The 24,967-nt window shown below is 73.9% G+C and carries 21 protein-coding genes and 2 tRNA genes; 13 read left to right on the forward strand and 10 right to left on the reverse strand.

Features of this window, described 5'->3' with window-relative positions:
* Positions 1-23 precede the first annotated feature (23 nt).
* The 10 genes from IO29_RS26280 to IO29_RS26325 all read left to right on the forward strand — a co-directional run bounded on the left by IO29_RS26280 (position 24) and on the right by IO29_RS26325 (position 10,097).
* Positions 24-1,217: a glycine C-acetyltransferase gene (locus IO29_RS26280; RefSeq protein ID WP_030380250.1), complete on the forward strand. Its 1,194-nt coding sequence runs from the start codon at positions 24-26 to the stop codon at positions 1,215-1,217.
* 171 nt (positions 1,218-1,388) lie between these two features.
* Positions 1,389-2,294, forward strand: coding sequence for a LysR family transcriptional regulator (locus tag IO29_RS26285; RefSeq protein ID WP_030380249.1), 906 nt, complete (start codon positions 1,389-1,391; stop codon positions 2,292-2,294).
* A gap of 79 nt (positions 2,295-2,373) precedes the next feature.
* Positions 2,374-2,733 (forward strand): MmcQ/YjbR family DNA-binding protein, encoded by a 360-nt coding sequence (locus tag IO29_RS26290; RefSeq protein ID WP_030380248.1) that lies wholly within the window; start codon positions 2,374-2,376, stop codon positions 2,731-2,733.
* 167 nt (positions 2,734-2,900) lie between these two features.
* A tRNA-Pro gene (locus tag IO29_RS26295) sits at positions 2,901-2,974 on the forward strand.
* A gap of 268 nt (positions 2,975-3,242) precedes the next feature.
* A complete protein-coding gene (locus IO29_RS26300) occupies positions 3,243-5,132 on the forward strand; it encodes an ABC transporter ATP-binding protein (protein ID WP_030380247.1) in 1,890 nt (629 codons plus the stop codon).
* Positions 5,133-5,191: 59 nt separating this feature from the next.
* On the forward strand, positions 5,192-6,721 hold the full coding sequence (locus IO29_RS26305; RefSeq protein ID WP_030380246.1) for an FAD-dependent oxidoreductase: 1,530 nt from the start codon (positions 5,192-5,194) through the stop codon (positions 6,719-6,721).
* Positions 6,722-6,810: 89 nt separating this feature from the next.
* Positions 6,811-6,993, forward strand: a complete 183-nt coding sequence (locus tag IO29_RS26310; protein WP_033226444.1) for a hypothetical protein — start codon at positions 6,811-6,813, stop codon at positions 6,991-6,993.
* Between the two features lie 227 nt (positions 6,994-7,220).
* Positions 7,221-7,856, forward strand: a complete 636-nt coding sequence (locus IO29_RS26315; protein ID WP_051707907.1) for an ANTAR domain-containing protein — start codon at positions 7,221-7,223, stop codon at positions 7,854-7,856.
* A 110-nt stretch (positions 7,857-7,966) separates the two neighbouring features.
* Positions 7,967-8,824 carry an NAD(P)H-binding protein gene (locus IO29_RS26320; RefSeq protein ID WP_234307539.1) on the forward strand — a complete coding sequence of 286 codons (858 nt, stop codon included), beginning with the start codon at positions 7,967-7,969 and terminating at the stop codon, positions 8,822-8,824.
* A gap of 4 nt (positions 8,825-8,828) precedes the next feature.
* A complete protein-coding gene (locus tag IO29_RS26325; RefSeq protein ID WP_030994059.1) occupies positions 8,829-10,097 on the forward strand; it encodes a multidrug effflux MFS transporter in 1,269 nt (422 codons plus the stop codon).
* Positions 10,098-10,185: 88 nt separating this feature from the next.
* Here the strand turns inward: IO29_RS26325 and IO29_RS26330 are convergent, their stop codons facing one another.
* The 4 genes from IO29_RS26330 to IO29_RS26345 form a co-directional block, all read right to left on the reverse strand.
* On the reverse strand, positions 10,186-12,459 hold the full coding sequence (locus tag IO29_RS26330) for a catalase (protein ID WP_030380242.1): 2,274 nt from the start codon (positions 12,457-12,459) through the stop codon (positions 10,186-10,188).
* Positions 12,460-12,627: 168 nt separating this feature from the next.
* Positions 12,628-13,083, reverse strand: a complete 456-nt coding sequence (locus IO29_RS26335) for a DUF6098 family protein (RefSeq protein ID WP_030380241.1) — start codon at positions 13,081-13,083, stop codon at positions 12,628-12,630.
* 24 nt (positions 13,084-13,107) lie between these two features.
* A complete protein-coding gene (locus IO29_RS26340) occupies positions 13,108-13,488 on the reverse strand; it encodes a DUF3140 domain-containing protein (RefSeq protein WP_030380240.1) in 381 nt (126 codons plus the stop codon).
* 82 nt (positions 13,489-13,570) lie between these two features.
* Entirely contained in the window at positions 13,571-14,056 is a 486-nt protein-coding gene (locus IO29_RS26345; RefSeq protein ID WP_030380239.1) for a Dps family protein, read from the reverse strand.
* A gap of 186 nt (positions 14,057-14,242) precedes the next feature.
* On the opposite strand from IO29_RS26345, the gene IO29_RS26350 reads away from it, so the two are divergent.
* On the forward strand, positions 14,243-15,016 hold the full coding sequence (locus tag IO29_RS26350; protein WP_030380238.1) for a sulfite exporter TauE/SafE family protein: 774 nt from the start codon (positions 14,243-14,245) through the stop codon (positions 15,014-15,016).
* Positions 15,017-15,039: 23 nt separating this feature from the next.
* Positions 15,040-15,795 carry a cobalt-precorrin-6A reductase gene (locus IO29_RS26355; protein WP_030380237.1) on the forward strand — a complete coding sequence of 252 codons (756 nt, stop codon included), beginning with the start codon at positions 15,040-15,042 and terminating at the stop codon, positions 15,793-15,795.
* A 50-nt stretch (positions 15,796-15,845) separates the two neighbouring features.
* Here the strand turns inward: IO29_RS26355 and IO29_RS26360 are convergent, their stop codons facing one another.
* From IO29_RS26360 to IO29_RS26370, 3 genes are all read right to left on the reverse strand, one after another.
* The gene (locus IO29_RS26360) at positions 15,846-17,921 is read right to left on the reverse strand and encodes an MDR family MFS transporter (RefSeq protein WP_030380236.1); all 2,076 of its coding nucleotides are present in this window, start codon (positions 17,919-17,921) and stop codon (positions 15,846-15,848) included.
* Between the two features lie 335 nt (positions 17,922-18,256).
* Positions 18,257-19,030, reverse strand: a complete 774-nt coding sequence (gene cobF, locus IO29_RS26365; RefSeq protein ID WP_030380235.1) for a precorrin-6A synthase (deacetylating) — start codon at positions 19,028-19,030, stop codon at positions 18,257-18,259.
* Positions 19,031-19,099: 69 nt separating this feature from the next.
* Entirely contained in the window at positions 19,100-19,630 is a 531-nt protein-coding gene (locus tag IO29_RS26370; protein WP_030380234.1) for a DUF309 domain-containing protein, read from the reverse strand.
* A gap of 99 nt (positions 19,631-19,729) precedes the next feature.
* Between IO29_RS26370 and IO29_RS26375 the strand changes: the two genes are divergently transcribed.
* Positions 19,730-19,803, forward strand: a tRNA-Pro gene (locus tag IO29_RS26375).
* Positions 19,804-19,861: 58 nt separating this feature from the next.
* On the opposite strand, the gene IO29_RS26380 is transcribed toward IO29_RS26375, so the two are convergent.
* The 3 genes from IO29_RS26380 to IO29_RS39085 form a co-directional block, all read right to left on the reverse strand.
* A complete protein-coding gene (locus tag IO29_RS26380; protein ID WP_030380233.1) occupies positions 19,862-20,872 on the reverse strand; it encodes a sulfotransferase in 1,011 nt (336 codons plus the stop codon).
* 15 nt (positions 20,873-20,887) lie between these two features.
* The gene (locus IO29_RS26385; protein ID WP_051707906.1) at positions 20,888-21,769 is read right to left on the reverse strand and encodes a TauD/TfdA dioxygenase family protein; all 882 of its coding nucleotides are present in this window, start codon (positions 21,767-21,769) and stop codon (positions 20,888-20,890) included.
* Positions 21,770-21,809: 40 nt separating this feature from the next.
* A partial coding sequence (locus IO29_RS39085) for an FAD-dependent monooxygenase (RefSeq protein WP_199808931.1) occupies positions 21,810-24,967 on the reverse strand: 3,158 nt, incomplete at its 5' end.

Consider the following 24,967-nt stretch of genomic DNA (forward strand, 5'->3'; position numbering starts at 1 on the left):
CCGTATCCCCAGGAGTTTCTGACATGTTCGCCTCCGTACGCGACGACCTTCGCGCCACCCTCGACGAGATCCGCGCCGCCGGGCTGCACAAGCCCGAGCGCGTCCTCGGCACCCCGCAGTCCGCGACCGTCGCCGTCACCGCCGGCGGCCGGCCCGGCGAGGTCCTCAACTTCTGCGCCAACAACTACCTCGGTCTCGCCGACCACCCCGAGGTGGTCGCCGCCGCCCACGAGGCGCTGGACCGCTGGGGCTACGGCATGGCCTCCGTCCGTTTCATCTGCGGCACGCAGGAGGTGCACAAGGAGCTGGAGGCCCGGCTCTCCGCCTTCCTCGGCCAGGAGGACACGATCCTGTACTCCTCCTGCTTCGACGCCAACGGCGGCGTCTTCGAGACGCTGCTCGGCACCGAGGACGCGGTGATCTCCGACGCGCTGAACCACGCCTCGATCATCGACGGCATCCGGCTGTCCAAGGCCCGCCGCTTCCGCTACGCCAACCGGGACATGGCCGACCTGGAGGCGCAGCTCAAGGCGGCCGGGGACGCCCGGCGCAGGCTGATCGTCACCGACGGCGTCTTCTCGATGGACGGCTACGTGGCGCCGCTCGCCGAGATCTGCGACCTCGCCGACCGGTACGACGCCATGGTCATGGTCGACGACTCGCACGCCGTCGGCTTCGTCGGCCCCGGCGGCCGGGGCACGCCCGAGCTGCACGGCGTCATGGACCGGGTCGACATCCTCACCGGCACGCTGGGCAAGGCGCTCGGGGGCGCGTCGGGCGGGTACGTCGCCGCGCGCGCCGAGATCGTCGCGCTGCTGCGGCAGCGGTCGCGGCCGTACCTGTTCTCCAACACGCTCGCGCCGGTGATCGCGGCGGCGTCGCTGAAGGTGCTGGATCTGCTGGAGTCGGCGGGGGAGCTGCGGGAGCGGCTGGCCGCCAACACGGAGCTGTTCCGGCGGCGGATGGGGGAGGAGGGGTTCGACGTCCTCCCCGGCGACCACGCGATCGCCCCGGTGATGATCGGCGACGCGGCGGAGGCGGGCCGGATGGCCGAGCTGCTGCTGGAGCGGGGCGTGTACGTGATCGGGTTCTCGTACCCGGTGGTGCCGGAGGGCGCGGCGCGCATCCGGGTCCAGCTGTCCGCCGCGCACTCGACGGAGGACGTGGAGCGGGCGGTGGCGGCGTTCGTCGCGGCGCGAGCCGAGCTGGGCGCCTGAGAACTCGGGCGGGCGGGGTGCGTCGGCGGGTGCGGGCCGGATGTGGCTGGTCGCGCAGTTCCCCGCGCCCCTGAAAGGTTGGGGGGCGCCCCCCAGCTTTTCAAGCCCCGTGAAGGGACGGGAAGGGCAGGCGCGGCGGGGGCACAACCCTGGCCTGCGATAATCGGGCGTGTGATTGAGGCACGGCGGTTGCACATCCTTCGTGCGGTGGCGGATCACCGCACGGTGACCGCGGCCGCTGCCGCGTTGTATCTCACGCCCTCCGCCGTCTCGCAGCAGCTGGCCGCACTGGAGCAGGAGACCGGGCACCGCCTCGTGGAGCGCGGCGCCAGGGGCGTGCGGCTGACGGCGGCCGGGGAGATCCTGCTCGGCCACACCCACGCCGTCCTCGCCCAGCTGGAGCGTGCGGAGGCCGAGCTCGCGGCATACAGCGGGGGCTCGGCCGGCACGGTCACGCTCGCCGCGTTCGCCACCGGAATCGGCCTGGTCGTCGCCCCCGCACTGGCCACCCTGGCCCGTACCGCACCCGGCATCCGCGTCCGCGTCCAGGACGCCGAGGGCGACGCCAGCCTGCCGATGGTCCTGGACCGGCAGGTGGACGTGGCGGTCGCCGTCGAGTACCGGGGCGCCCCGGGCGCCGACGACCCCCGGCTCACCCACATCGCGCTGTACGCCGAACCGTTCGAGGCGGTCGTCCCCGTCGCCCACCGGCTGGCCGGGGCGGAGGTCGTGCCGCTCGCCGAGCTCGCCAAGGACCCGTGGATCGGCCCCTACCCGGGCAACCCCTGCCACGACGTGGTCGTCCTGGCCTGCGAGCACGCCGGCTTCCAGCCCCGTCTCGAACACTCCTCCGACGACTTCAGCGCCGTCATCTCGCTGGCGTCCGCCGGGGTCGGCGTGGCGCTCGTGCCGCGCTCGGCGCTGCGCGGAATGGACCTCAGCGGGGTCGTGGTCCGGCCGGTGGACGGCGTGGCCCCCACGCGCCGGGTGTTCGCGGCGGTACGCCGGGGCGCGGAGGAGCACCCGCTGATCCGCCCCGTACTGGACGCGCTGACCGGGGCCGCGACGGCGCACTGAGAGCGCCCCGGCGTGTGCCCCGGCGCCGGCACCCCGACGCCGGCGCCCCGGTGTCAGTGGCGTTGGTTAGCGTGCGGGCATGCCGGATGCCGAAGACGTACGCCGTATCGCCCTCTCCCTGCCGGACACGGCGGAGAAGACCGCCTGGAGCATGCCCACGTTCCGCGTCGCGGGAAAGATGTTCGCCACCCTGCCCGAGGACGAGACGTCCCTCGCCGTGCGCTGCCCGAAGGTGGAGCGCGACGAACTCGTGCTCGCCGAGCCCGACAAGTTCTGGATCGCGGGCCACGAGGCGTCCTTCGCCTGGGTGCGCGCACGGCTCGCGGCCCTGGAGGACGAGGCGGAACTGCGCGACATCCTCGCCGACTCCTGGCGGCAGGCGGCCCCGCCCCGCCTCCTGGAGGCCCACCCGACGCTCGGCCTCCCGGCCACCGGCTGACCGGCGCCCCGGCCACCGGCTGACCGGCGCCCCGGCCACCGGCTGACCGGCCACCGGCGCCCCGTCGGCCCGGGCACCGCGCGGAAAGCCGTGCGCGGCGACCGCCCGGAGTGCGGTATGGTTTCCGTGCGCGTTCACCCGGGGGAAACCCCAGGTCAGACGGGCAACGGGACGTGGCGCAGCTTGGTAGCGCACTTGACTGGGGGTCAAGGGGTCGCAGGTTCAAATCCTGTCGTCCCGACTCGTGAGAGTCGCCGTTCAGGGCCGGTTTCGGAAGGCATCCGAAACCGGCCTTCGTCATTCCCGCGTCCACGGAATTCCCGATTTCCCGCGTGCACGGAATTCCCGGACGTGCGCGGGCCCGTGGCCGAACCTGTTCGCACACCGTACGGCCGGCGAGAAAACTCTTGGACCGCGCCGGTCCCCGCGCGGGAAACTGCCCTCTTCCACCGGGCCCCTCACACACGACCGCCGTGCGGTGCGCCCCCTCATGACTACGGAGGGTTTCCATGTCGTCACAACAGGTGCACGATTCCCCGCCGGGCCGCTCCAAACGCACCGGCCCCGTCCTCCTCGCGCTGCGCCACTACGGCCGGGAACTCGCCCGGCGCAAGTGGCTGACCGCGGGCGCGATGCTGCTGCCCGCACTGGGCAACATCGGCATCAACTACATCGCCCCGCTGGTCGTCGCCAAGCTCGTCGGCCGTATCGCCGACCACGCCGATCTCCGCCTCGGCAGCTCGCTGCCGTACGTCCTCGGCTTCGCCGGGGTCCTGCTCCTCGCAGAGTTGCTCTGGCGCCTCGGTCTGCACTGCCTCAACCGCCTCGCCGCCCGCGGCATCGAACGCCTGTACATCACCGGGATGGACGAACTGTTCGCGAAGGACGCCGCGTTCTTCCACGACAACTTCGCCGGGGCGCTGACCAAACGGGTCCTCAGCTTCGCCTCCCGCTTCGAGGACTGCGTCGACACGATGACGTTCCAGGTCATCGGCCGGATCGTGCCCCTGGCCTTCGGGGCGGTGGTGCTGTGGCGCTACGAGCCGCTGCTCGTCGTCGGCCTGCTGGCGATGCTCCTGACCACGACGGTTTGCGTGGCGCCCCTCATCCGGCGCAGGCAGGCCCTGGTGCGCCGGCGTGAGGAGGCCATCGCCCGGGTCGCGGGGCACGTCGCCGACAGTCTGATGAACATGGACACCGTCCGCGCGTTCGCCGCCGAGGAGCGCGAGGCCGCCGAACACCGCGACCGCGTCGCCCACTCCCGGCGGCTGACGCTGCGCTCGTGGGACTACGGCAACCTGCGCATCGACACCTTCGTCGCACCGATGTCGGTGCTGACCAACGCGCTCGGCCTGCTGCTCGCCGTCGTCCTCGGCGGCGGCGCGCACGGCGTGGAGGCGATCGTGGTGGCGTTCACCTACTACGGCAACGCCACCCGCATCATGTTCGAGTTCAACCAGATCTACCGGCGGCTGGAGAGCGCGATGACGGAGGCCGCGCAATTCACCGACCTGCTGTTGCGGCCGCCGACCGTGCTGGACCCGCCGTCCCCCGAGCCGCTGCGGCCCGGGCCCGCCGGCATCCGCTTCGAGCGGGTGACCTTCGCCCACGGCGGCGGCACACCGCTCTTCCGGGGCCTGGAGCTGACCGTGCCCGACGGGGCGAAGATCGGCCTGGTCGGGCGCTCCGGCGGCGGCAAGACCACCCTCACCCGGCTGCTGCTGCGGATGACGGACATCGACGCCGGCCGCATCCTGGTCGGCGGCCAGGACATCACCCGGCTCCGCCAGGCCGACCTGCGCAGCCTGATGGCGTACGTGCCGCAGGACCCGGCGATGTTCCACCGCACCCTGCGCGAGAACATCGCGTTCGCCCGGCCGGACGCCACCGAGGCCGAGATCCGCCGCGCGGCCGAGGCGGCGCACGTCACCGAGTTCGCCGACGGGCTGCCGGACGGCTTCGACACCATGGTCGGCGAGCGCGGAGTCAAGCTCTCCGGCGGCCAGCGCCAGCGGGTCGCCCTCGCCCGCGCGATCCTGCGCGACGCGCCGATCCTGCTGCTCGACGAGGCGACCAGCGCCCTGGACTCCGAGAGCGAGGTGCTGATCCAGGAGGCGCTGTGGCGGCTCATGGAGGGGCGCACGGCGCTCGTCGTCGCCCACCGGCTGAGCACGGTCGCCGGCATGGACCGGCTCGTCGTCCTCGACCGCGGCCGGATCATCGAGCAGGGCACCCACCAGCAGCTCCTCGCCTCCGAGGGGGCCTACGCCAAGCTGTGGCAGCACCAGTCGGGCGGCTTCCTCGACGACGTCGACGCGGCCGACGGCGACGGCGGAGGGGACGCCGGTGCCGGTGGCCGCGCCCTGGGCCGCCCCGTCCTGGGGGCCGACCTGGTCTGAACGCGCGACGCGAGCGGTCGCACGGTGTGGCCCCGGGCCCCGGGGGAACCCGGGGCCACATGGACGAGCAGGCAGCACTTCACCGGTCGTACTGGCTCGAGACGGCCCCCGCGGGGGAACCCGGACCGCCCCCGGCCGACGGCCTCACCGTGGACGTCGCCGTCGTCGGCGGCGGCATCGCCGGGCTCAGCACCGCCTGGGAACTGGCCCGCGACGGCCACCGCGTCGCCGTCCTGGAGGCAGGCCGGCTCGCCGCCGGGGTCACCGGCTACACCACGGCGAAGCTGACCGCCCAGCACACCCTGATCTACGACAAGCTGCGCCGCACCCGCGACGCCGAGGCCGCCCGGCTGTACGCCCGCTCCCAGTACGAGGCCGTCCGGCACGCCGGGGAGATCGCCGCCGAGCTCGGCATCGAGTGCGAGTGGGAGGAGAGCGCGGCCTACACCTTCACGCGGAAGGCCGGCCGCGTCGACGAGCTGCGCGCCGAGGCCGAGGCCGCCCGCGAGGCCGGGCTGCCCGCCGAGTTCACCACCGACACCGACCTGCCCTTCCCCGTCGCGGGCGCCGTCAAGGTCACCGACCAGGCACAGTTCCACCCCGTCAAGTACCTCAGGGCGCTCGCCGAGGACATCCGCCGCCGGGGCGGCACCCTGCACGAGAACACCCGCGTCACCGGACTCACCGAGGGCGAGCCCTGCGTGCTCACCACGGAGGCGGGGACGGAGGTGAAGGCGGGGGCGGTCGTCGTCGCCACGCACTACCCCGTCTTCGACCGCGCGCTGCTGTTCACCCGGCTCTCCCCGCGCCGCGAACTCGTGATCGCCGCGCCCATCGAGGCCGAGGCCGCCCCGCGCGGCATGTACATCACGCCCGACGAGAACACCCGTTCGGTGCGGACGGCCCCGTACACGGACGGCAAACGGCTCCTCGTCATCACCGGCGAGCACTTCACCCCGGGCGCCGGGGAGGACGTCGAGGAGCGGTTCGGCCGGCTCACCGAATGGGCCGGACGCCACTTCGGCGACCTTCGCCTCAGCCACCGCTGGGCCACCCAGGACAACGACTCCACGGACACCGTCCCGCTCGTCGGCCCCCTGCACCAGGGCAGCCGTCACGCCTATGTGGCCACCGGGTTCGGCGGCTGGGGGCTGAGCGGCGGCATCATGGCGGGCAGGCTGCTCGCCGATCTGATCGGCGGGCGCACGCCCGAGTGGAGCGGACTGTACGACCCCCGGCGGCTCGGCTCGGTCGTCCGCGAGGGCGGGGAGTTCCTCAAGAACCAGGCCAAGGTCGCCAAGCACTTCGTCGGCGACCGGCTCACCTCGATGAGTGGCCCCGGCGTCGACGAGATCGCCCCGGGCGACGGCGCGATCGTCCACGTCGACGGCAAGCGCACCGCCGTCCACCGCGACGAGGCCGGAGCCCTGCACGCCGTCTCCGCGCGCTGCACCCACCTGGGCTGTCTGGTCGCCTTCAACCGCGCCGAACGCGCCTGGGAGTGCCCGTGCCACGGCTCCCGCTTCGACCCGGACGGCGCGGTCGTCCAGGGCCCGGCCCTGCGGCCGCTGGAACCCCGGGAGCTGTGAGGTGTTTCGGCCGTGGGCCGCTGGGCACCCGGAGCTGCGGGCACCGGAACGTCCCGATTCTCCAGGATGAAGAAGGAAGATGACTCGCTGTGACCGCGCACATACCTGACACCTGCGTCGCCGACCGACCGGAGACCGGCTGGGCCAAGGCCAGGCAGGCCCGGGGGAAGGGCGTACGCACCTGCGTGCCGGCGGTCGAGGAGCGCGGCGAACTGCGCGGGACGGAAGCGGTGCGGGACTCCGAGGGCAACATCGTCCGGGGCGAGGACTGAGACAGCCACGGGGGCAGAGACCACTACCGGAAACAGGGGTAGGTGGAGGGGCCGGAGCGACGGTTGGCGGACCGTCACTCCGGCCCCTCGGTGCGTGCGCCGCCCCCCGGATCCCGTCCCTTTACCGGCCTCTTGCCGACTGCGCGGGGTGCCGCACGCGTGGAACGCCCCGCCCCGGGCAGGGGTGATCCCAAGGGCCGCCGAGAGATCCCGTCGGGGGTTGGGAGATGCTGCGCACCGGCACGGACATACCCGTGGGCATCGTCGTCGACGAAGGGCGTGGTGACGGCGGTGTGCTGCTCACCCTGCGCGGGGAGATCGTCCACGGAACCGTCGAGCCGCTGACCGACGTCCTGGCGCGCGTCTCCGCCGGCGCCGGGGGCGTGACGCTCGACATGGCCGGTGTCACCTACATGGACTCCGCCGGCCTCGCCTTCCTCCGGGCCGTCGGCGACTTCCAGCGGCGTACGGGCATCCCGGTACGGACCGTCCACTGGAGCGGCCAGCCACGCAGAGTGCTGGAGTTCACCGCGCTCGACGGCGACGAGGCGCCGGCGCCCGGACCGTCGGCGGCCGCCAGGGAGCGGGAAGAGCTTGCCCGGCGGCTGGAGGAAGAGGTCGATCAGCTGCGACAGGCCCTGGTGTCACGGCCGTTGATCGACCGGGCGACGGGGGTGCTGATGGCGGCGGAGGTGTGCACGGCGGAGCAGGCGTGGGAGATCCTGCGCGAGACCTCGCAGCGGGCGAACGTGAAGCTGCGGCTGGTGGCGCGGGCGGTGGTCGACAGCGTGGACGGCCCTCCGCCGGAGGAGCCGGTGCTGTCGGCCCTGCGGTGCGCGCTGCTGCGGCACCGCCGGAAATGACGTGTTGATCCCGGATGTTCCTGTTGCTCACCGGGAGCGCCTTGCCAATTCGTAGTCGTGGTGATTACAGTCCTTCACTGTAATCATCATTGCTACAGATTGGTGTGATCATGATCGGCATCACGGGTGCGTCCGGTCCCCTCGGACGTGCCACCGCCGAGCTGGTGCTGCGTACCGTCGACCCCCGCGAGGTGGTCCTCACCACGCGCACGCCACAGGCGCTCGCCGACCTCGCCGCCCGCGGGGCGCAGGTGCGGCCGGCCGATTTCGGCGACCCGCGCACTCTCGAGGCCGCGTTCGCCGGCGTCGAACGGCTGCTGCTCATCTCCACCGACGCGGTGGGCTCCCGCCTCGACCAGCAGCGGGCCGCCCTCGCGGCGGCGGCCGGGGCCGGGGTCTCGTACGTCGCCTACACCTCCGTGCCCGAGCCGGTGCCCGCCAACCCCGCGGTGGTGGTGGCCGACCACGCCGGAACGGAGCGGGCGCTGCGGGAGAGCGGACTGCGCTGGACCGCCCTGCGCAACAACCTGTACGCGCACATGCAGGTCTCCGTCGTCGAACAGGCCGCCGCCACGGGCCGCCTGACGACCAACAGCGGCAGCGGCGCGGCGGCGTACGTCACCCGGGAGGACTGCGCGGCGGTGGCCGCCGGGATCCTCACCCGGGGCGGGTACGAGAACGAGGCCGTGGACGTCACCGGCCCCGAGCCGGTCGGCGCCCCCGATCTGCTGCGTCTCGCCCGTGACCTCGGCGGCCGTGACGTCGAACTCGTGAACGTCGACGACCACACGTTCGCCGCCGCGCTGGAAGAAGCGGGCCTGCCCGAGCCGGTCGCGGAGCTCGTGACCTCGTTCGGCGCGGCCACGCGCGGCGGGTTCCTCGCCGGGGTCAGCGGGGTGGCGGCCGACGTGACCGGCCGCGAGCCGCGCTCCCTCGCGGACGTGGTGCGCCAGGCCCGGAGCGCCTGACCCGATGACGACGGAGAACGCGGTGGTCCACCGGACCGGCGGCGGCGGGGGCGGAGGCGGGGCGGGGCACAGGGTCCGGGTGCTGGTGATCCTCGCGAGCCTCAGTGCCCTCGGCCCGGTCTCCATCGACGCGTACATCCCCGGTCTGCCCCGGCTCGCCGAGACGCTGCACAGTCCGGCATGGGCGGTCCAGCTCACCGTCACCGCATGCCTGGCGGGCCTGGCCGTCGGCCAGTTGGTGGCCGGTCCGCTGAGCGACGCGCTGGGCCGGCGGCGGCCCCTGCTGTGGGGGCTGAGCCTCTACACCGGGGCCGGACTGCTGTGCGGCCTCGCCCCGACGGTCTGGCTCCTCGTCGTGCTGCGCGCGGCGCAGGGGCTCGGCGGGGCCTTCGCCCTGGTGATCGCCTACGCGTACGTCAGCGATCTGCACGAGGGGAAGGCGGCGGCGCGCTACTTCTCCCTGCTGACGCTCGTCACCGGCCTGGCCCCGGTGCTCGCCCCGCTCGCCGGGGCGCAGCTCCTCCAGGCGTGGGGCTGGCGGGCGGTGTTCGTGGCGACCTCCGTGCTCAGCGCCGTCGTGCTCGCCGCGGGTGCGGGGGCGCTGCCGGAGAGCCACCCGCCGCACCTGCGCCAGGAGCGGGCCTGGCGCCGGGCGGGCCCGGTCTACGGCCGCCTGCTGCGCGACCGTTCCCTGCTGGGCCCCGTGCTCGCCAACGCCCTGTCGTTCGCGGTGATGTTCGCCTACATCGCGGGCTCCCCGTTCGTCCTGGAGAGCCTGTACGGACTCGGTGCCCGGCAGTACAGCCTGGTGTTCGCGGTGAACGCGTGCGGGCTCGTCGCCGCCGCGGGGGTGAGCGGCGTCCTCGTCGGCCGCCTCGGTGCCCGGTCCCTGCTGCGTGCCGGGGTGACCGGTTCGGCCGCCGCGAGCGTCGTCCTGCTGGTCCTCGCGCTCGCCGGCGCGGGGCTGTGGCCGGTCCTCGCGGCGCTGTTCGTCACGATCGCCCACGTCGGACTGGTGCTGCCGAACGCGCCAGCGCTGGTGCTGCGGCAGCGCGGCTCCCACGCCGGAGCGGCGGCGGCGCTCCTCGGCTGCGGCCAGTTCCTGTTCGGCGGACTCGCCGCACCGCTCGTGGGGCTCTCGGACGCGCACGACGCCGTCCCCATGGCCACGGTCATGGCCGTCCTCGCCCTGGCCGCCCTGACCGTGTTCGTCACCGTGACCCCCGCCGCCACGACAGAGCCGCTCATCGGGACGAGCGGCGACCTGCCCTGAAGGGGCGGCGGGGGCGGAGAGACCTCCTGCACGGACCTGTTCCGCGGACCTGTTCCGCGGACTTGCTCCGCGAACCTGTTCCGCGGACCTACTCCGCGACCGCGAAGCGGTCCCAGACGCGGTGGGTGGCCAGGAGTCGCGTCACCTCGGCGAGGGCCGCGGGGCCGTCGGCGGCCGTCACCACGCCGGCCGCCCCGGCGGGGATGCCCGCCGCCTCCAGCACGGCCTGCCCGCCGCCCCAGACGGCGATCGCCTTCCCGTGCCGGAACGCCTCGTCCAGCAACAGCAGCACCCGGGGATCCGTCGCCGCCCCGGCGGCCGGCTCCGCCGCCTTCGCGTCCCGGGCGCCGAAGGCGTCGGCGCCCACCCCCGGCACCCCGGCCACCAGCACCGCGTCGAACTCGATCGACCGCGCCGTGGCGAACGTGCGCTGCACGGTGACCGGTTCGGCGCCCCCGGCGTCCAGCCTGCCGCCCGCCGGGGCGACGACCAGCGGCACCATGCCGCCGTCGAGCACGGCCTGCCGCACCGCGCGCACACCGTCCAGGTCGCCCTGCCCGTCGGTGACGACGGCGATCATCCGGCCGTCCGTCGGCCAGCTCCGCCCCACCTGGGACAGGGCCGGGCTCGGCTCGATCTCCTCCAGGGTCACCGTCGGCGCCGGCGCGGGCAGCCCGAGCCCGGCGGCGACCGGCGCGCACAGCTCCGGGTCGATGTTGGCCAGCACCTGAAGCCCGCGCTCCTTGACCGCCTGCTCGTAGCACTTGCCGAGCTCGAAGGTGTACGCCGAGACGATGTGCTCCCGCTCCACCGGGCTCATGCTCCGCCAGAACCTGCGCGGCTGGCTGAAGTGGTCCGCGAACGTCTCCGGGGCCTCGCGGACCTTCTTCGACTGCGGCACCGTCAACGGCACCTCGACGAACGCCCCGTCGTCCGCGCCCGCGGTGAACGGGCAGCCCCCGTCGAGGGAGTTGGGCCGGTACGGGGCCACACCCGTGTGCACCGCGTCCTGGTGGAAGCCGTCCCGCAGCATGTCGTTGACCGGCGCGTGCGTGCGGTTGACCGGGATCTGCGCGAAGTTGGGGCCGGCGAGCCGGGTGATCTGCGTGTCCAGGTACGAGAACAGCCGCCCCGCCAGCAGCGGGTCGTCGGTGACGTCGATGCCCGGCACCAGATGGCCCGGGTGGAACGCGACCTGCTCGGTCTCGGCGAAGAAGTTCGACGGGTTCCGGTTCAGCGTCAGCAGCCCGATCGGCTGCACCGGCGCCAGTTCCTCGGGGACGAGGTTCGTCGGGTCGAGCAGATCGATCCCCTCGAACGTCTGCTCGGGGTTGTCCGGGAACGTCTGGATGCCCAGCTCCCACTGCGGGTACGCGCCCGCCTCGATCGCGTCGGCCAGGTCCCGGCGGTGGAAGTCGGGGTCCACCCCGCCGGTGATCTGCGCCTCCTCCCACACCAGGGAGTGCACGCCCAGCTTCGGCTTCCAGTGGAACTTCACCAGCGTGGTGGCGCCCTCCGCGTTGACCAGCCGGAAGGTGTGGACGCCGAAGCCCTCCATCATGCGGTACGACCGCGGGATGCCCCGGTCCGACATGTTCCACAGCACGTGGTGGGTGGCCTCGGTGTGCAGGGTGACGAAGTCCCAGTGCGTGTCGTGCGCGGACTGCGCCTGCGGGATCTCCCGGTCGGGGTGCGGCTTGGCGGCGTGCACGATGTCCGGGAACTTGATCGCGTCCTGGATGAAGAAGACCGGGATGTTGTTCCCGACCAGGTCGAACGTGCCCTCGCTGGTGTAGAACTTCGTCGCGAAGCCCCGGGTGTCGCGCACCGTGTCCGCCGAGCCGCGCGAGCCGAGCACCGTGGAGAAGCGGGTGAACACCGGCGTCTCGACGTCCTTGCCGAGGAACGCCGCCTTGGTGACGCTCGCCGCGGTGCCGTACCCCTTGAAGACGCCGTGCGCCGCGGCGCCGCGCGCGTGCACCACCCGCTCCGGGATGCGCTCGTGGTCGAAGTGGGTGATCTTCTCCCGCAGATGGTGGTCCTGGAGCAGGACGGGACCGCGCGGGCCGGCCTTGAGGGAGTGGTCGGTGTCGTACAGCCGGGCGCCCTGCGCCGTGGTCAGATACGCGCCGGCCTGTCCCGTCCGCCGCGGATCGGTGCCGGTCTCCTGGCCGGTGGGGCTGACGGTCTCCGGGGTGCCCTGGTCCGGCTTGGGCGGCAGCGGCTCCCTGGGCGCGGTCGGCTCCGCGACGGTGGGGGTCTCAGGTCCCGGGCGGCCCGGTACGCCCTCGGGCGGGCCGTCGCCGCGGAGTGCGTCGGCGGCCTTCTCGGCGAATGCCCTCACGGGGTTCTTGTCAGTCATCGCGCTCCCACGGTGAGTCCTCGGCTGCGCCGCGCAAGGGGGGCGTCGCGCGGCGGAGCCGCCTGAGTACCCGGGGGAGCGGAAGTCGAACTCGTGCGGACGGGTGAGGTTGGGACTGGGACGACAGGGCCTACGAGGTCGGGACGACAGGGCCTACGGGCAGGCCCCCTACGGCGCACGCCGCAGGGGGCCCCAGTCGCCCTCCTGGCGCTCGACCGCCGTGCGGGCCTCCTTGATCACGCGTTCGTCTATCCAGCCGACCGGCTCCACGTCCCGTACCAGCGGCTCGTTGTCCGGGCCGCGCCCCTGCTCGTGGCCCCGCAGCACCCAGGGGCGCACACCGGGGCCCTTCTCGCGGGGCAGATGGGAGTAGTCGTGGAGCCGGCGGGCCACCCACAGCTCCACCGGCCGGTCCTCCCACCACGGCTCCACGCCGAGCGGATTGGCCGACAGACCCGGCATCCGCACGCCCGTCAGATCGTCCCTGCTGCCCTGCGCGCCCAGATCGGCGTGCGGGCCGTGCGACCAGCGGACGTACAGCTCCGGTTCGCCGCGCACCAGGGCGCCCAGTTCGCCGAGCGTGTGCAGGACGGGCAGGGCGTCGTCGGTGTCATCGGCGCTCATCGATCGCTCGCGGCCCATCGGGCCTCATCGGGCCTGCGACCGGGACTCCGTCTGGTCCGGTTTGAGCGGGTCGTGGCCGAGGGACATCAGGCGGTGGCGCCGGGCCGTGTCCTCGTCGCTGTCGCCGCGCTCCGGCTCGGGCTCGTCGGCCCGGTCCTGCTCGGCGGTGACGATGTCCACGACCTCGTACATCACGTCGATGTCGGCGTCCGTGAGGTCCGTGCGCCGCTTCTGGAGGATGGCCAGCACCTGCTGACCGGTCTCCGGGCCGGCCTGCTCGGGCAGCGGCTCGGTCTCCTCCCCGGCGTCCTGGACCCGCAGCCAGGCCGCCAGTTCCTGGGAGGTCATGTTCACCACGCGGTGGAACTCGTCCCACAGCGTGTCGAGTTCGAGGGCGTCCGTCATGACGTACCCCTTCCGTGCGCGTATCCGGGCATGCCGCCGGCGGGCGCCGTCGTCGTCGCGGCCCCGCCGTGTCTCCGAGGGGTCAGCCCTCCTCGTGCGGGTAGTTCTCCGCGTCGAACATCCACCGCTGCTTCTCCAGATCGGCGGTGATCGCGATCAGCAGGTCCTGGGTGACCGGGTCCGGCTTGTCCGTGGCCTCGATCCGCTCCCGCAGCCGCTTGATGGCGGTCTCCAGGGCGTCCACGATCACCTGGACGACGTCGGAGTCGCGCACCCAGCCGACCTTCGGGCCGCCCAGGTTGAACGAGGCGGCGATGGTCTCGGGGCGGCCGTCCGGCGGCACACCGATCGCCGCGGCGCGCTCGGCCACGGTGTCGGAGTACGCACGGGCGGTGTCCACGACCTCGTCGAGCTGGAGGTGGATCGAACGGAACCGGGGCCCGACGATGCTCCAGTGCGCCTGCTTGCCGACGAGCGAGAGGCCGAGCAGATCCACCAGCGTCTGCTGGAGGGCGTCCCCGGCCACTCGACGGGCCTCGTCGGGGAGCGTGCTCTTCACAACGGTCATGCCGCGGTTCTCCTTAGTCTTGTGTCTCCTCGCGGGTTCTCGGGGCCCCGCGTCTCTTCCCCACGCTCACGCGGGTGCCCACGACCCCCCGCCGGAAACCCGGCCCGGACCGCGCGGAGCGCCCAGGACCGACAGGCGAGACGCTCCTTACCTCCCAGGTGGGGCGGGCATAGCATCGGTTTCCGCATGGACACGATCTCGCTGACGCACATCTCCCCGTGGGGGTTCGCCGCGCTCGCCGCCGCGGCCCTCCTCGTCGGCTTCTCCAAGACCGCGGTGAGCGGCGCCAACACCGTCAGCCTGGCGGTCTTCGCGGCCGTGCTGCCGGCCCGCGCGTCGACCGGCGTACTGCTGCCGATCCTGATCGCCGGCGACGTCCTCGCCGTCCTCACCTACCGGCGGCACGCCCACTGGCCCACCCTGTGGCGGCTGTTCCCGGCGGTCGCGGTCGGCGTCGTCCTCGGCACCGGGTTCCTGGTGTGGGCCGGCGACGGGATCGTACGGGTCTCGATCGGCGCGATCCTGCTGATGATGGCGGCGGTCACGGTGTGGCGCCGGCGCACCACCGCACGCGAGAGCGATCCCGAGGCGGTGACCACCCGGGGCGGCCGGGTCAAGGCCCGCTCCTACGGCGTCCTCGGCGGCTTCACCACGATGGTCGCCAACGCGGGCGGCCCCGTGATGTCGCTGTACCTGCTCTCCGCGGGCTTCCGCAAGCTCGGCTTCCTCGGCACCTCCGCGTTCTTCTTCCTCATCGTCAACGTCTCCAAGGTGCCGTTCAGCGCGGGGCTCGGCCTGATCGACGGCTCCTCGCTGCTGCTCGACGCGGCGCTCGTGGTGTTCGTGATCCCGGGCGCCCTCCTCGGCAAGTGGGCCGTGCACCGCATCAACCAGCGTCTCTTCGAACGCCTCGTCATCGCGGCCACCGTGGTCGGCGGGATCCAGCTCCTCGTACGGTGAGCCCGGCACGTACGCTCACCGGCATGTCCCCGCACGTCCTGATCCTCGGCGGCACCACCGAGGCCCGGCACCTCGCCGCCGCGCTCGCCGATCGTCCCGGCGTACGGGTGACCACCTCCCTCGCCGGCCGCGTCACCCGCCCCGGCGCGCTCCCCGGCGAGGTACGCAGCGGCGGCTTCGGCGGCGCCGCCGGGCTCGCCGACTGGCTTCGCGCCCACGCCGTCGACGCCCTGGTCGACGCCACCCACCCCTTCGCCGAGCGCATCACCGCCCACGCGGCACAGGCCGCCGCGACGGCCGGCGTCCCGGCGGTCTTCCTGCGCCGCCCCGGCTTCACGCCCACCACCCCGGACGCCCACTGGACCCCGGTCCCGTCCCTGGCCGCCGCGGCGCAGGCCCTGGCCGGGCTCGCCCCCCGCCGGATCCTCCTCACCACCGGCCGCCTGGGCCTGGCGGCGTTCGCCGCGCTGGACCACCACGAGTTCGTCGTACGTGCGGTGGAACCCCCGGACCCCCCGCTGCCGGCCCACACGGAGGTACTCCTCGCCCGGGGCCCCTTCACCCTCGAGGACGAGCTGACCCTGCTACGGCACCACGCCGTCCGGCTCCTGATCACAAAGGACAGCGGCGGCACGGCGACGTCCCCGAAACTCACGGCGGCCCACCGACTCGACGTCCCGGTCATGGTGGTCCAACGCCCTCCGCTGCCGGAGGGGGTTACGGCGGTGGAGGACGTGCGGGGCGTGCTGGAGAGGCTGAGGTCGATCGGGGTTCTGTAGGGTCCGGGACTCTCTCGTGGGCGCGGCCCGCCCCCCCGGCCCCGCCCGCTTCACCCCCGCGCGGGCGCCCCCTCCGCCAGCCGGGACGGCAAGTCATGCGCGAGATCCTCCGCGAGCACCCGCTTCGCGATCCCGTCCACCGCCGCCCGCAACTCCGCATCGGACGGCCGCCCCACATCCCGCTCCACCCGGTCCGCCAGCCACCGCCCCCACGCCGCCGTGATCAGCCGTGCCTCCCGCTCGCCCGCCTCCGTGTGGGAGTACAGCGTGCCGTCCCGGGTCAGATACCCCTCCGCCACCATCCGGTCGAACACCGGCAGCAGCACCTCCGGCGGCACCCGCCGCCCCGCCGCCAGCAGCCCCAAACTCGCGTGCCCCACCAGCCGGGTGAACAGCTCCACCTGCATCACCGCCCACGCCCCGGCCACGTCCAGCCGGGTCTCGGACTCCCGGACGATCCGCCGGGCCGTGGCCCGTTCCGTACTGCCGAGGATCTTCCCGACGGCTCGTTCGAGCTGCAACCGCGAGTCCGCGCTGCTCGGGGACGCGAACCCCTCGCCGAGGTCCGAGGACCCGGCCCGCGCGCTGTCCCGCAGCCGTACCTGCCGCAGGAACAGCGCGACGACGAAGCCGAGCAGCGCGACCGGCACGGTCCACAGGAACACCGTCTGAAGGGTGTCGGCGTAGGCGTGCACGATCGGCGACGCCGCCGCGGGCGGCAGGGAGTGCACCCCCTCCGGGCTCTGCGCGGCCCGGGCCAGCGTCGCCGGGTCCGCGGCACCCGTCCGGGCCGCGGCCGCGACCCCGTCCGTCAGATTCGGCGTCAGCGAGTTCGCGTAGATCGTGCCGAACACCGCCGTGCCGAACGAGCTGCCCAGCGTACGGAAGAAGGTGACGCCGGAGGTCGCGGTGCCGAGGTCGGCGTAGTCCACGGTGTTCTGCACGGCGATCGTCAGCACCTGCATCGACAGCCCGATGCCGGTGCCGAGCACGAACATGTACAGCGACTCCCGCCACAGGCCGCTGTCCGGGCCCATCCGCGACATCAGATACAGCCCGAGCGCCATCACCAGCGAGCCGACGACCGGGAAGTACCGGTAGTGACCGGTACGGCTCACCACGTTGCCGCTCGCGACCGAGGCGATCAGCAGACCGATCACCATGGGCAGCGTGCGCACGCCGGAGATCGTCGCCGAGTCGCCGTCCACGTACTGCAAATACGTCGGCAGATAGGTGAGCGCGCCGAGCATCGCGAAACCGACGATGAAGCTGAGGATCGAACAGACGGCGAACACCGGCGTACCGAACAGCCGCATCGGCAGCATCGGCTCGGCGGCCCGCGTCTCCGCCCAGCAGAACAGCACCAGACCGGCCGTGCCCAGGGCGAACAGGCCGATGATCACCCCCGAGCCCCACGGGTACTGGTTGCCGCCCCAGCTCGTGGCCAGGATCAGCGCGCTCGCGCCGATCGCGACCAGGGCGATGCCCAGATAGTCGATGCGCGGGCGGACCGCGGCCCGCACCCGGGGGATCGTGCGCGCCGCGGCGATCACCACGACGATCGCCACCGGCACGTTGACGTAGAACGCCCAGCGCCAGCTGAGGTGGTCGGTGAACAGGCCGCCGAGCAGCGGGCCGATCACCGTGGCCACGCCGAAGACGGCGCCGATCGCGCCCTGGTACTTGCCGCGCTCCCGCAGCGGGATGACGTCCGCGATCAGCGCCATCGCCGTCACCATCAGGCCGCCGGCGCCCACCCCCTGCATCGCCCGCCAGACGATCAGCAGCGTCATGTTGGTGGCGAGGCCGCACAGGAACGAGCCGGTGATGAAGACGACCGCGCTGAGCTGGAAGACGATCTTGCGGCCGAAGAGGTCGCCGAACTTGCCGACGAGGACCGTCGCGACGGTCTCCGCGAGCAGGTACGACGTGACGACCCACGACATGTGTTCGGCGCCGCCGAGGTCCGCGACGATCGTGGGGAGGGCGGTGCCGACGATGGTCTGGTCGAGGGCGGCGAGGAGCATGCCGAGCATGATCGTGGCGAAGACGATGTTGCGGCGGCGGCGGTCCAGGACGGGGGGTTGTTGTGCGGGGGCGCGCGCGGTGTCCTCGGTCGTGGTCACGCGTTCACGATCACACCGGGGGTGTGGGGGCGCATGCGGGGGGTGTTCGACCGGGTGTTTTTCGCCCCCGCCGCCCCTACCCTTCCCATCCCCTCAAGGGGCTCCGCCCCTTGGACCCCGGGCGCGGGAGAGTTCGGGTGCTTCGGTGCGTCGGCGGGTGCGGGTCCGTCGTGGCTCGTCGCGCAGTTCCCCGCGCCCCTTAAAAGCGAGGGGGCGCCCCCCGACTTCTCAGGGGCGCGGGGAACTGCGCGGGCAACCACCAACCCACCCGCGGTCGCCGACGCACCGAACCCCCGGCCTCTCCCGCGCAGGCGGGAGGCAGGGCGGACGGCGCCCTATTTCGCCGGCCTCCTGCGGAGCAGATACGTGTCCATGATCCAACCCTTCCGCTCCCGCGCCTCCGCCCGCAGCCGTTCGATCTCGGGAGCCGTCTCCGCGATCGGCCCCGACGCCAGGATCTCGTCCGGCGTGCCGATGTACGCCCCCCAGTAGATGTCGAGGTCGTCGTCCTGCGCATGGCGCAGGAAGGCCTGGTGCGCGTCGAGCATCACCACCACGTCGTCCACCCCCTCCGGGAAGCCCTCCGCCAGGCGGCGGCCCGTGGTGATCTGGACCGGGCGGGCCACCCGGTTCAGCCCCGTGCGGTGGCGGGCGGCCAGCGCGGAGACGCTGCTGATGCCGGGGACGACGTCATACGTGAACGTCACCCTGCCCCGCTCCAGCACCTCCTCCAGGATGCCCAGCGTGCTGTCGTACAGCGCGGGGTCGCCCCAGACCAGGAACGCCCCGCGTTCCTCCTCGCCGAGCTCCTCGGCGATCAGCCGCTCGTAGATGCCGGCACGGGCGCTGCGCCAGTCGCCGACGGCGGGGGAGTAGGCGGCGCTGCCGGCCGTCCGGTCGCGCTCGGGGTCGCGGGCCTCGGCCACCCGGTACGTGCCCTCGGGCAGATGCGCGTCGAGGATGTCGCGGCGCAGCCGTACGAGGTCGGACTTCACCTCGCCCTTGTCCAGGAGGAAGAACACGTCGGTGCTCTTCAGCGCCCTGACCGCTTGCAGGGTGAGCTGGTCGGGGTCGCCCGCGCCGATGCCGATGACATGAATCTCTCGCACGTCCCCGAGTCTGCCGCACGCCACTGACAACGCGTGCGGCGGCTCCGCGTGCAGGCGTCGCGCGAGGGCTCAGCCCCGCGCGTCGCCGCGCAGCCGAGGGGCCCGGGCCGCCGCGTCGACCGGCTCGCCGCCGCGCTCCACGTCCGACGCCAACTCCCGCGCCCAGGCGATCAGTCCGGGCAGCGCGAGGCCGTGCGGGCCACCCGTGCCCCCGGCCCCCGAGCACCACTCCTCCACCGCCCCGGCGCCGCGCCGCAGCAGCCGGGCACCGCCCGTCACATTGCCGCGGGCCGCGTGCGTGAGGCCTACCGCGAGCTGCGCCAGCCCGCGCCACAGGCCGCGCTCCTCCTCGGGGCCGGTCTTCCACGCGTCCTCGAAGACCTCGTGCGCGTGGAAGGGCCGCCCCGCGTCCAGCAGTTCCTGCGCCTCGGCGACCGACTCGGCCGGCTCCCGCACGACGCCCTCGGGCTGCCGGGCGACGCCCTCGGCGCCGTACGGCAGGGGCCGCCCCAGCCCGTCCCGCGGGCGCGCGTTCCGCGCCCGCCCCTCGGCGTCCCGGTCCCGACCGTCGTCCGTGCGTACTCCGGATGTCCCGTTCATGCCCCGATTGTCCCGCACGCCCACCCCCTGCGGGACGGCGCCCGGTGTGGGGTAGAGTGCTCTACGCGCGAACGCGCGGTTCGACCGCACGACGCGCATCGGGACGTGGCGCAGCTTGGTAGCGCACTTGACTGGGGGTCAAGGGGTCGCAGGTTCAAATCCTGTCGTCCCGACTCGTGAGAGTCGTGAGGAGGAGGGGCGGTTCCGGAGGTGTCCGGAACCGCCCCTCACTCATGTGCGGGCCTCGTGCGCGGCCAGGGCCCGGGTGCCCGGGGCGCATGCCTCGCGCAGGGCGGTGCGCCGGTCGGGCGGGAGCATGGCGGCGCTGCCGCGGCGGTCGGTGGTCAGCAACTGGGTCGCCTCGGCCAGCCAGGCCGGGTCCGCCTCGATGCCCCAGAGACCGGCCAGCCGGGTCAGCTCGCGTACGGGAGCGTCGAGGAGGTCCTCGTAGGCGAGCGCGGTGTGCGTGCCGGCGGGGAGGGCGTCGAGCTGCGTCGAACCCTCGGTGATCGCCTCCGACCACAGGGCGCCGTACCGTTCCACCGGGACCTGCCCGGACAGTGACTCCGCGAGCGGGCGGCTCTCGTCGGAGAGCAGTCGGCCCATCTCGGCGGCGGCCTTCTCGGGGCCCCTCTCCTCGGCCAGGTCGGCCATCAGCCGGACGAACCGGAACCCGAGGTGCCGGCTCATCGAGACCGCGCAGTCCGGACCGTCCCGGTACAGATGCAGGAAGTGCGCCTCGGGGAAGTGCCGGTGCAGCAGGGACACCCGGTCGAGCGAGTAGCCGGAGCGCTCCACGACCAGCCGTCCGCCGCACCGGGCGGCGAGCGCGGCGAACAGGGCGCGGTAGTGCCCGGCGACCGGCCCCCGTGGCCGCCCGGTGAGGGCCGGCCGCAGGGCGTCGAACAGCGCGTCCGGGTCGGTGGTGAGGTGCGGGAGCGTGGTGAGGGAGAGGGCCGGGATGCCCTCGGACGCGGTGAAGCGGCCCCGGGCGTGCGGGTACAGGTGTTCGGGCAGCGGGGTGCCGTCGCGTATCAGCCGGTTCCCGAAGTGCGGCGGCTTCGCGAGCATCCGCCAGAACTCGGCGCCGTCCAGCGGCTCTTCGGGCAGTTCGCCGGGGTGGAGCGAGGCGAACAGCTCGCTGAGGCTCAGTACCGACGGGTGGCGGCGCAGGATCTCCGACAGGGCCGTCGAACCGCAGCGTCCGGTGCCCACCACGAAGACGAGCGGGGGAGAGGTCATCTACTGCTCCTCGGGTCAGTAGCCGTAGCGGGCGGTGACCCGGCGCGGGTAGTAGCGCTCGTCGCCGCGGCGCTCGTAGTCGGGGCGGCGAGGGGTGTCGCCGGTGGGCCGGTCGCCGACGACGGTGACGCGCCGGCCCATGCGGTACTCGTCGTAGTCGTTGATCGCGAGGTGCTGGGTGGCGCGGTTGTCCCACAGGGCGACGGTGTTCGGGTCCCAGCGGTGGCGGCAGGTGAAGCGGGGCTGCTCGGAGTGGTCGAACAGGTGCTGGAGCACGACGTCGCTCTCGGGCCTGCTCAGCTGCGGGATGTGCGAGGTCCACATCCGGGTGACGTAGAGCGAGCGGCGGCCGGTGACGGGGTGCACGCGGACCACCGGGTGCTCCGCCTTGAGCTCGCCGACCTCCGGCGCCTTGAGGACGTGGATCGCGGTGAGGCCGTCCAGCATCTCCCGGAACGGCGCGGACAGCGTCTCGTAGGCCAGGTACTGGTTGCTCCACATGGTGTCGCCGCCGGCCGGCGGACAGGTCACCAGGTGCAGGATGGAGGCGACCGGCGGGTTGGGGCTGAAGGTGACGTCGATGTGCCACTCGTCGGCCTTGCCGCCCTTGTCGGACTCGATGAGCGTGACCTCGGGGTGGTCGGCGAGCTTGGGCAGGAACGGGTGCACCTCGACCTCGCCGAAGCGGCGGCCGAGGGCGACATGGGCCTTCGGGGTCAGGTTCTCCTGGCCGGGGAAGAACAGCACGAGGTGACGGAGCATCAGTTCGTGGATCCGCTCGAACTGGGCGTCGGTGAGCTCGCCGAGGTCGATGCCGTGCACTTCGGCGCCGATGGCGCCGGACATGGGGCGGACACGCAGGTCGGTGTCGGTGCCGGTGCCGGGGGTGGTGGTCATGGTGACGACTCCTTCGGTCGGGGTGGGGGCCGGGGTGGGGTCAGCGCCGTGCCGGGAGGCGGTGGGCGCGCGGGTCCGGGAGGAGGCCGAGCTGCTGGAGGCGGTCGAGGGGGGTGAGCGGGAGCGGGCCGAGGCCGGCCATGTTGTGGGTCACCGTGTGCAGCAGTCGCGGGTTGGCGCCGGTGTGGCGCACCGCCCGCCGGCCGACGGCCCGCCCCGGCCAGGACAGCTCCGTCACCATGCGGGCCGCGTTGGCGCTGGTGCGGGCGGCCGAGGCGAGGACCGGGGCGCGTTCGCGGCGGTAGGCGTCCAGGGCTGCGTCGACGGCGGTCGCGTCCAGGGCCGGCCTGCCGTCCGTTCGGCCGTGCGCCGACAGCTGTGCCGAGAGCGCCTCGGTGAGCGCCCAGGCGCTGGTGATCGCCGTGTTCATGCCCTGGGCGGCCATCGGGTGGACGGCGTAGCCGGCCTCGCCCACCAGTGCGAGGCCGGGGGCGGCGAAGCGGTCGGTGAGGTAGTGGCCGACGGTGAAGACCTGCCGGGTTCCGGCGGCCGCCGCGAGGGCCGGGGCGTGCCCTGCCAGTGCGGGCACCTCGCCGACGGCACGGGCGAGCCAGTCGGCGAAGTCGCGCGCGCCGAGCCCGCGCAGTTCGTCGGGCGCGCATTGCAGATACAGGCGGACGCGGTCCCCGGGCAGCGGGTAGAGCAGGCGCAGCCCCCGGGCGGAGAGGTAGGCGGAGAAGTCCCCGGGGCCCTGGTGGCCGGCATCGGCGAGTTCGACGGAGACCAGGCGGTGCGGGTACTCCGTACGGCGGCCGGGGATGCCGGCGGCGCGCCGCAGCCGGGAGGAGACGCCGTCGGCGGCGACCACGAGGGGCGCGCGCACCGAACGGTCGCCGTCGGGGCCGGCCAGGACGAGGCCCGTCACCCGGCCCTCGGGGGTGCGCAGGGCCTCGCGGACGACGGTGCCGCGGCGGACCTCGACGCCCCCGGCGAGGCCCTCGGTGAGGGCGGTGAGGATCTCCCGGTGGTCGTGGACCAGCAACTCGCGGTCACCGGGCGGAAGTTGCCCGTAATCGAGGGCCATGAGGGGCGTTCCGTGGGCATCGCGGACGACGAGACGGTCCATGGACACCGCGCCCCGCTCGCGCAGCACCTCCGCCACACCCCAGCGGCGCAGCACGCGCAGCGCACCGGGCTGAAGGACCTCCCCCTTGGCGACGTCACGGGGCGCGGCCTGCTTGTCGAGCAACAGCACACGCAACCCGAGCCCACCGAGCCCCCGCGCGGCCGCGAGCCCCGCGACACCGGCACCACAGACGAGGACGTCGTAGTCATCGGCGGGGCGCGGCCGGGGGCCGCCTGTCGTCCCGGGACGGGTGGCGTGGGCCGCGGTGCCGGCTCCGCCGGCCGCCGGACCGGTGCTCTCGGCCGGGGTGCCGGCCGCCGGACCGGTCACCTCGGCCGTGCGGTCGGCCGGCCTCCGTGAGGCCGCCAGTGCCTTGACGGCCAGTGATGTGGCCAGGACCGGGTCGGCGTAGCGGTAGCAGCGGCGTATGTACTCGTTGACGGGGGCGCCCGGCCAGGTGCCGTCGGGGTTCTGGTGGTGCAGCAGGTGGGCGGTGGCCCTCGCGAGCGGGGCGGAGTCCGGTGGTTCGCCGGCGGTGAGCAGGGCGTGGAGCGCCCAGGCGGTTTCCTCGACGGTGCCGTCGGAGGCCTCGGCCGGGTCGCCGGGGTCCTCGCCGGCCGTGCCCCAGGAGCCGTCCGGCAGTTGGGTGCGCAGGAGGAAGTCGCGTGCGCGGCGAGCCGGTCCGGTCGCCGCGAGGCCCGCGGCGGACCAGGCGGTGAGGGCCGCGGCCGTGCCGGGGACCGGGCCGCGGTACCACATCGCCTCCAGCGCGCCGTCGGGCCGCTGCGCCCGGCGGAGGCTGTCCAGGCCCTTGCGTACCCGGGGGTCGTCCGGGCCCGCGCCGCAGTCCAGGAGGGCCAGGACGGACTTGGCCGTCATCTGCGGGCAGGGGCCGAAGCCGCCGGGCCGGCTGTCGCGTACCGCCAGGCTCCAGGAGCCGGAGCGGTCCTGCATGGCCGTCAGCCACTCCATGCCGCGCCGCACGTGCGGATCGTCGCCGCCGCCGGGCATCCGGTGCAGCAGCGCGCTGATCTCGGCGGTCTCCAGCGCCATCGGCCAGGAGCGGTCGGTGGAGAAGCCCCAGTGTCCCGGCGGGCAGGCCAACGCCTCGAAGGGCACGTCCTGTTGACGGTCGCGGAGCATCGTGCGGAGAGGGGCCAGCCGGGGGTCGTCGGCGTAACCGGCCTCCAGGAGCGCGGCGGCGGCGAAGCTGGACCAGGTGAGGTCCAGGGGCATCAGGTCCCAGCCGCCGTCGGGCCGGGCGGCGTCGGTCAGCCAGTGCGCGGCGGCCCGCACCAGGTCCGGGGCCAGTTCCGAACGTCCGACGCCGAGGGCGACGAGCGCGGTCAGCCAGGGGTCCGCGCTGAACGAACCGGTGCCGCGCTCCCGGGCGAAGGCCTCGCGGACGAGGGCGAGGGCGCGGGGCCGCAGGGCGCGGTCCACCCGGCCGCCGAGCCCGCGGCGGGGGCGCCGCACGGACTGGCCGAGCGCGGAGGCCGCGAAGACCGGCAGCCGCAGGCTCAGTGCCCGGCGGGCGAGCCCCGGCAGGAGGAGCAGTTCCAGGGGCAGCCGGGGTGTGGACGTCCGGGCGCCGGGGTCGGCGAGGGCGGCGAACTGCCGGGCCAGCGCGCGCATCGCGGGCTCGGGGAGGCTGTCGACGCCGCCGCGCCGGCGTACGAGGTCGTGCGCGGCGGCGACGGCTCGCCCGGTGCTGTCGGGCGCCGTCAGCGCGAGCGCGGCGGCGACGACGGCGGTGGTGAACGTCTCTGTCGGGACGCCGGCCATGGCCCAGCCGCCGTCGGGGCGTTGGGTGGCGCACAGGCGCGCCACGGCCTGGTCGCGCACCGCGTCGACATCCGCGGCCGGGGTGGCGCCGTGGGCGCGTGCGGTGTGCAGGGCGATGAGGGCGGCGGCGGTGTTGGCGGGGGAGAAGCGGTCGCCGGCGGGTGCGATGACGCCGTCGGCGCGGCGGGCGTCGAGCAGCGCCTCGGCGCCCGCGCGGATCGCGCGCGCCAACGGTTCGGCGGGCCGGGGGTCGGTGTGGGGGTGCGGGGGGTGGGGCTGGTCGTGCG

The sequence above is a fragment of the Streptomyces sp. NRRL F-6676 genome, assembly GCF_000725625.1.
Classification (GTDB): domain Bacteria; phylum Actinomycetota; class Actinomycetes; order Streptomycetales; family Streptomycetaceae; genus Streptomyces.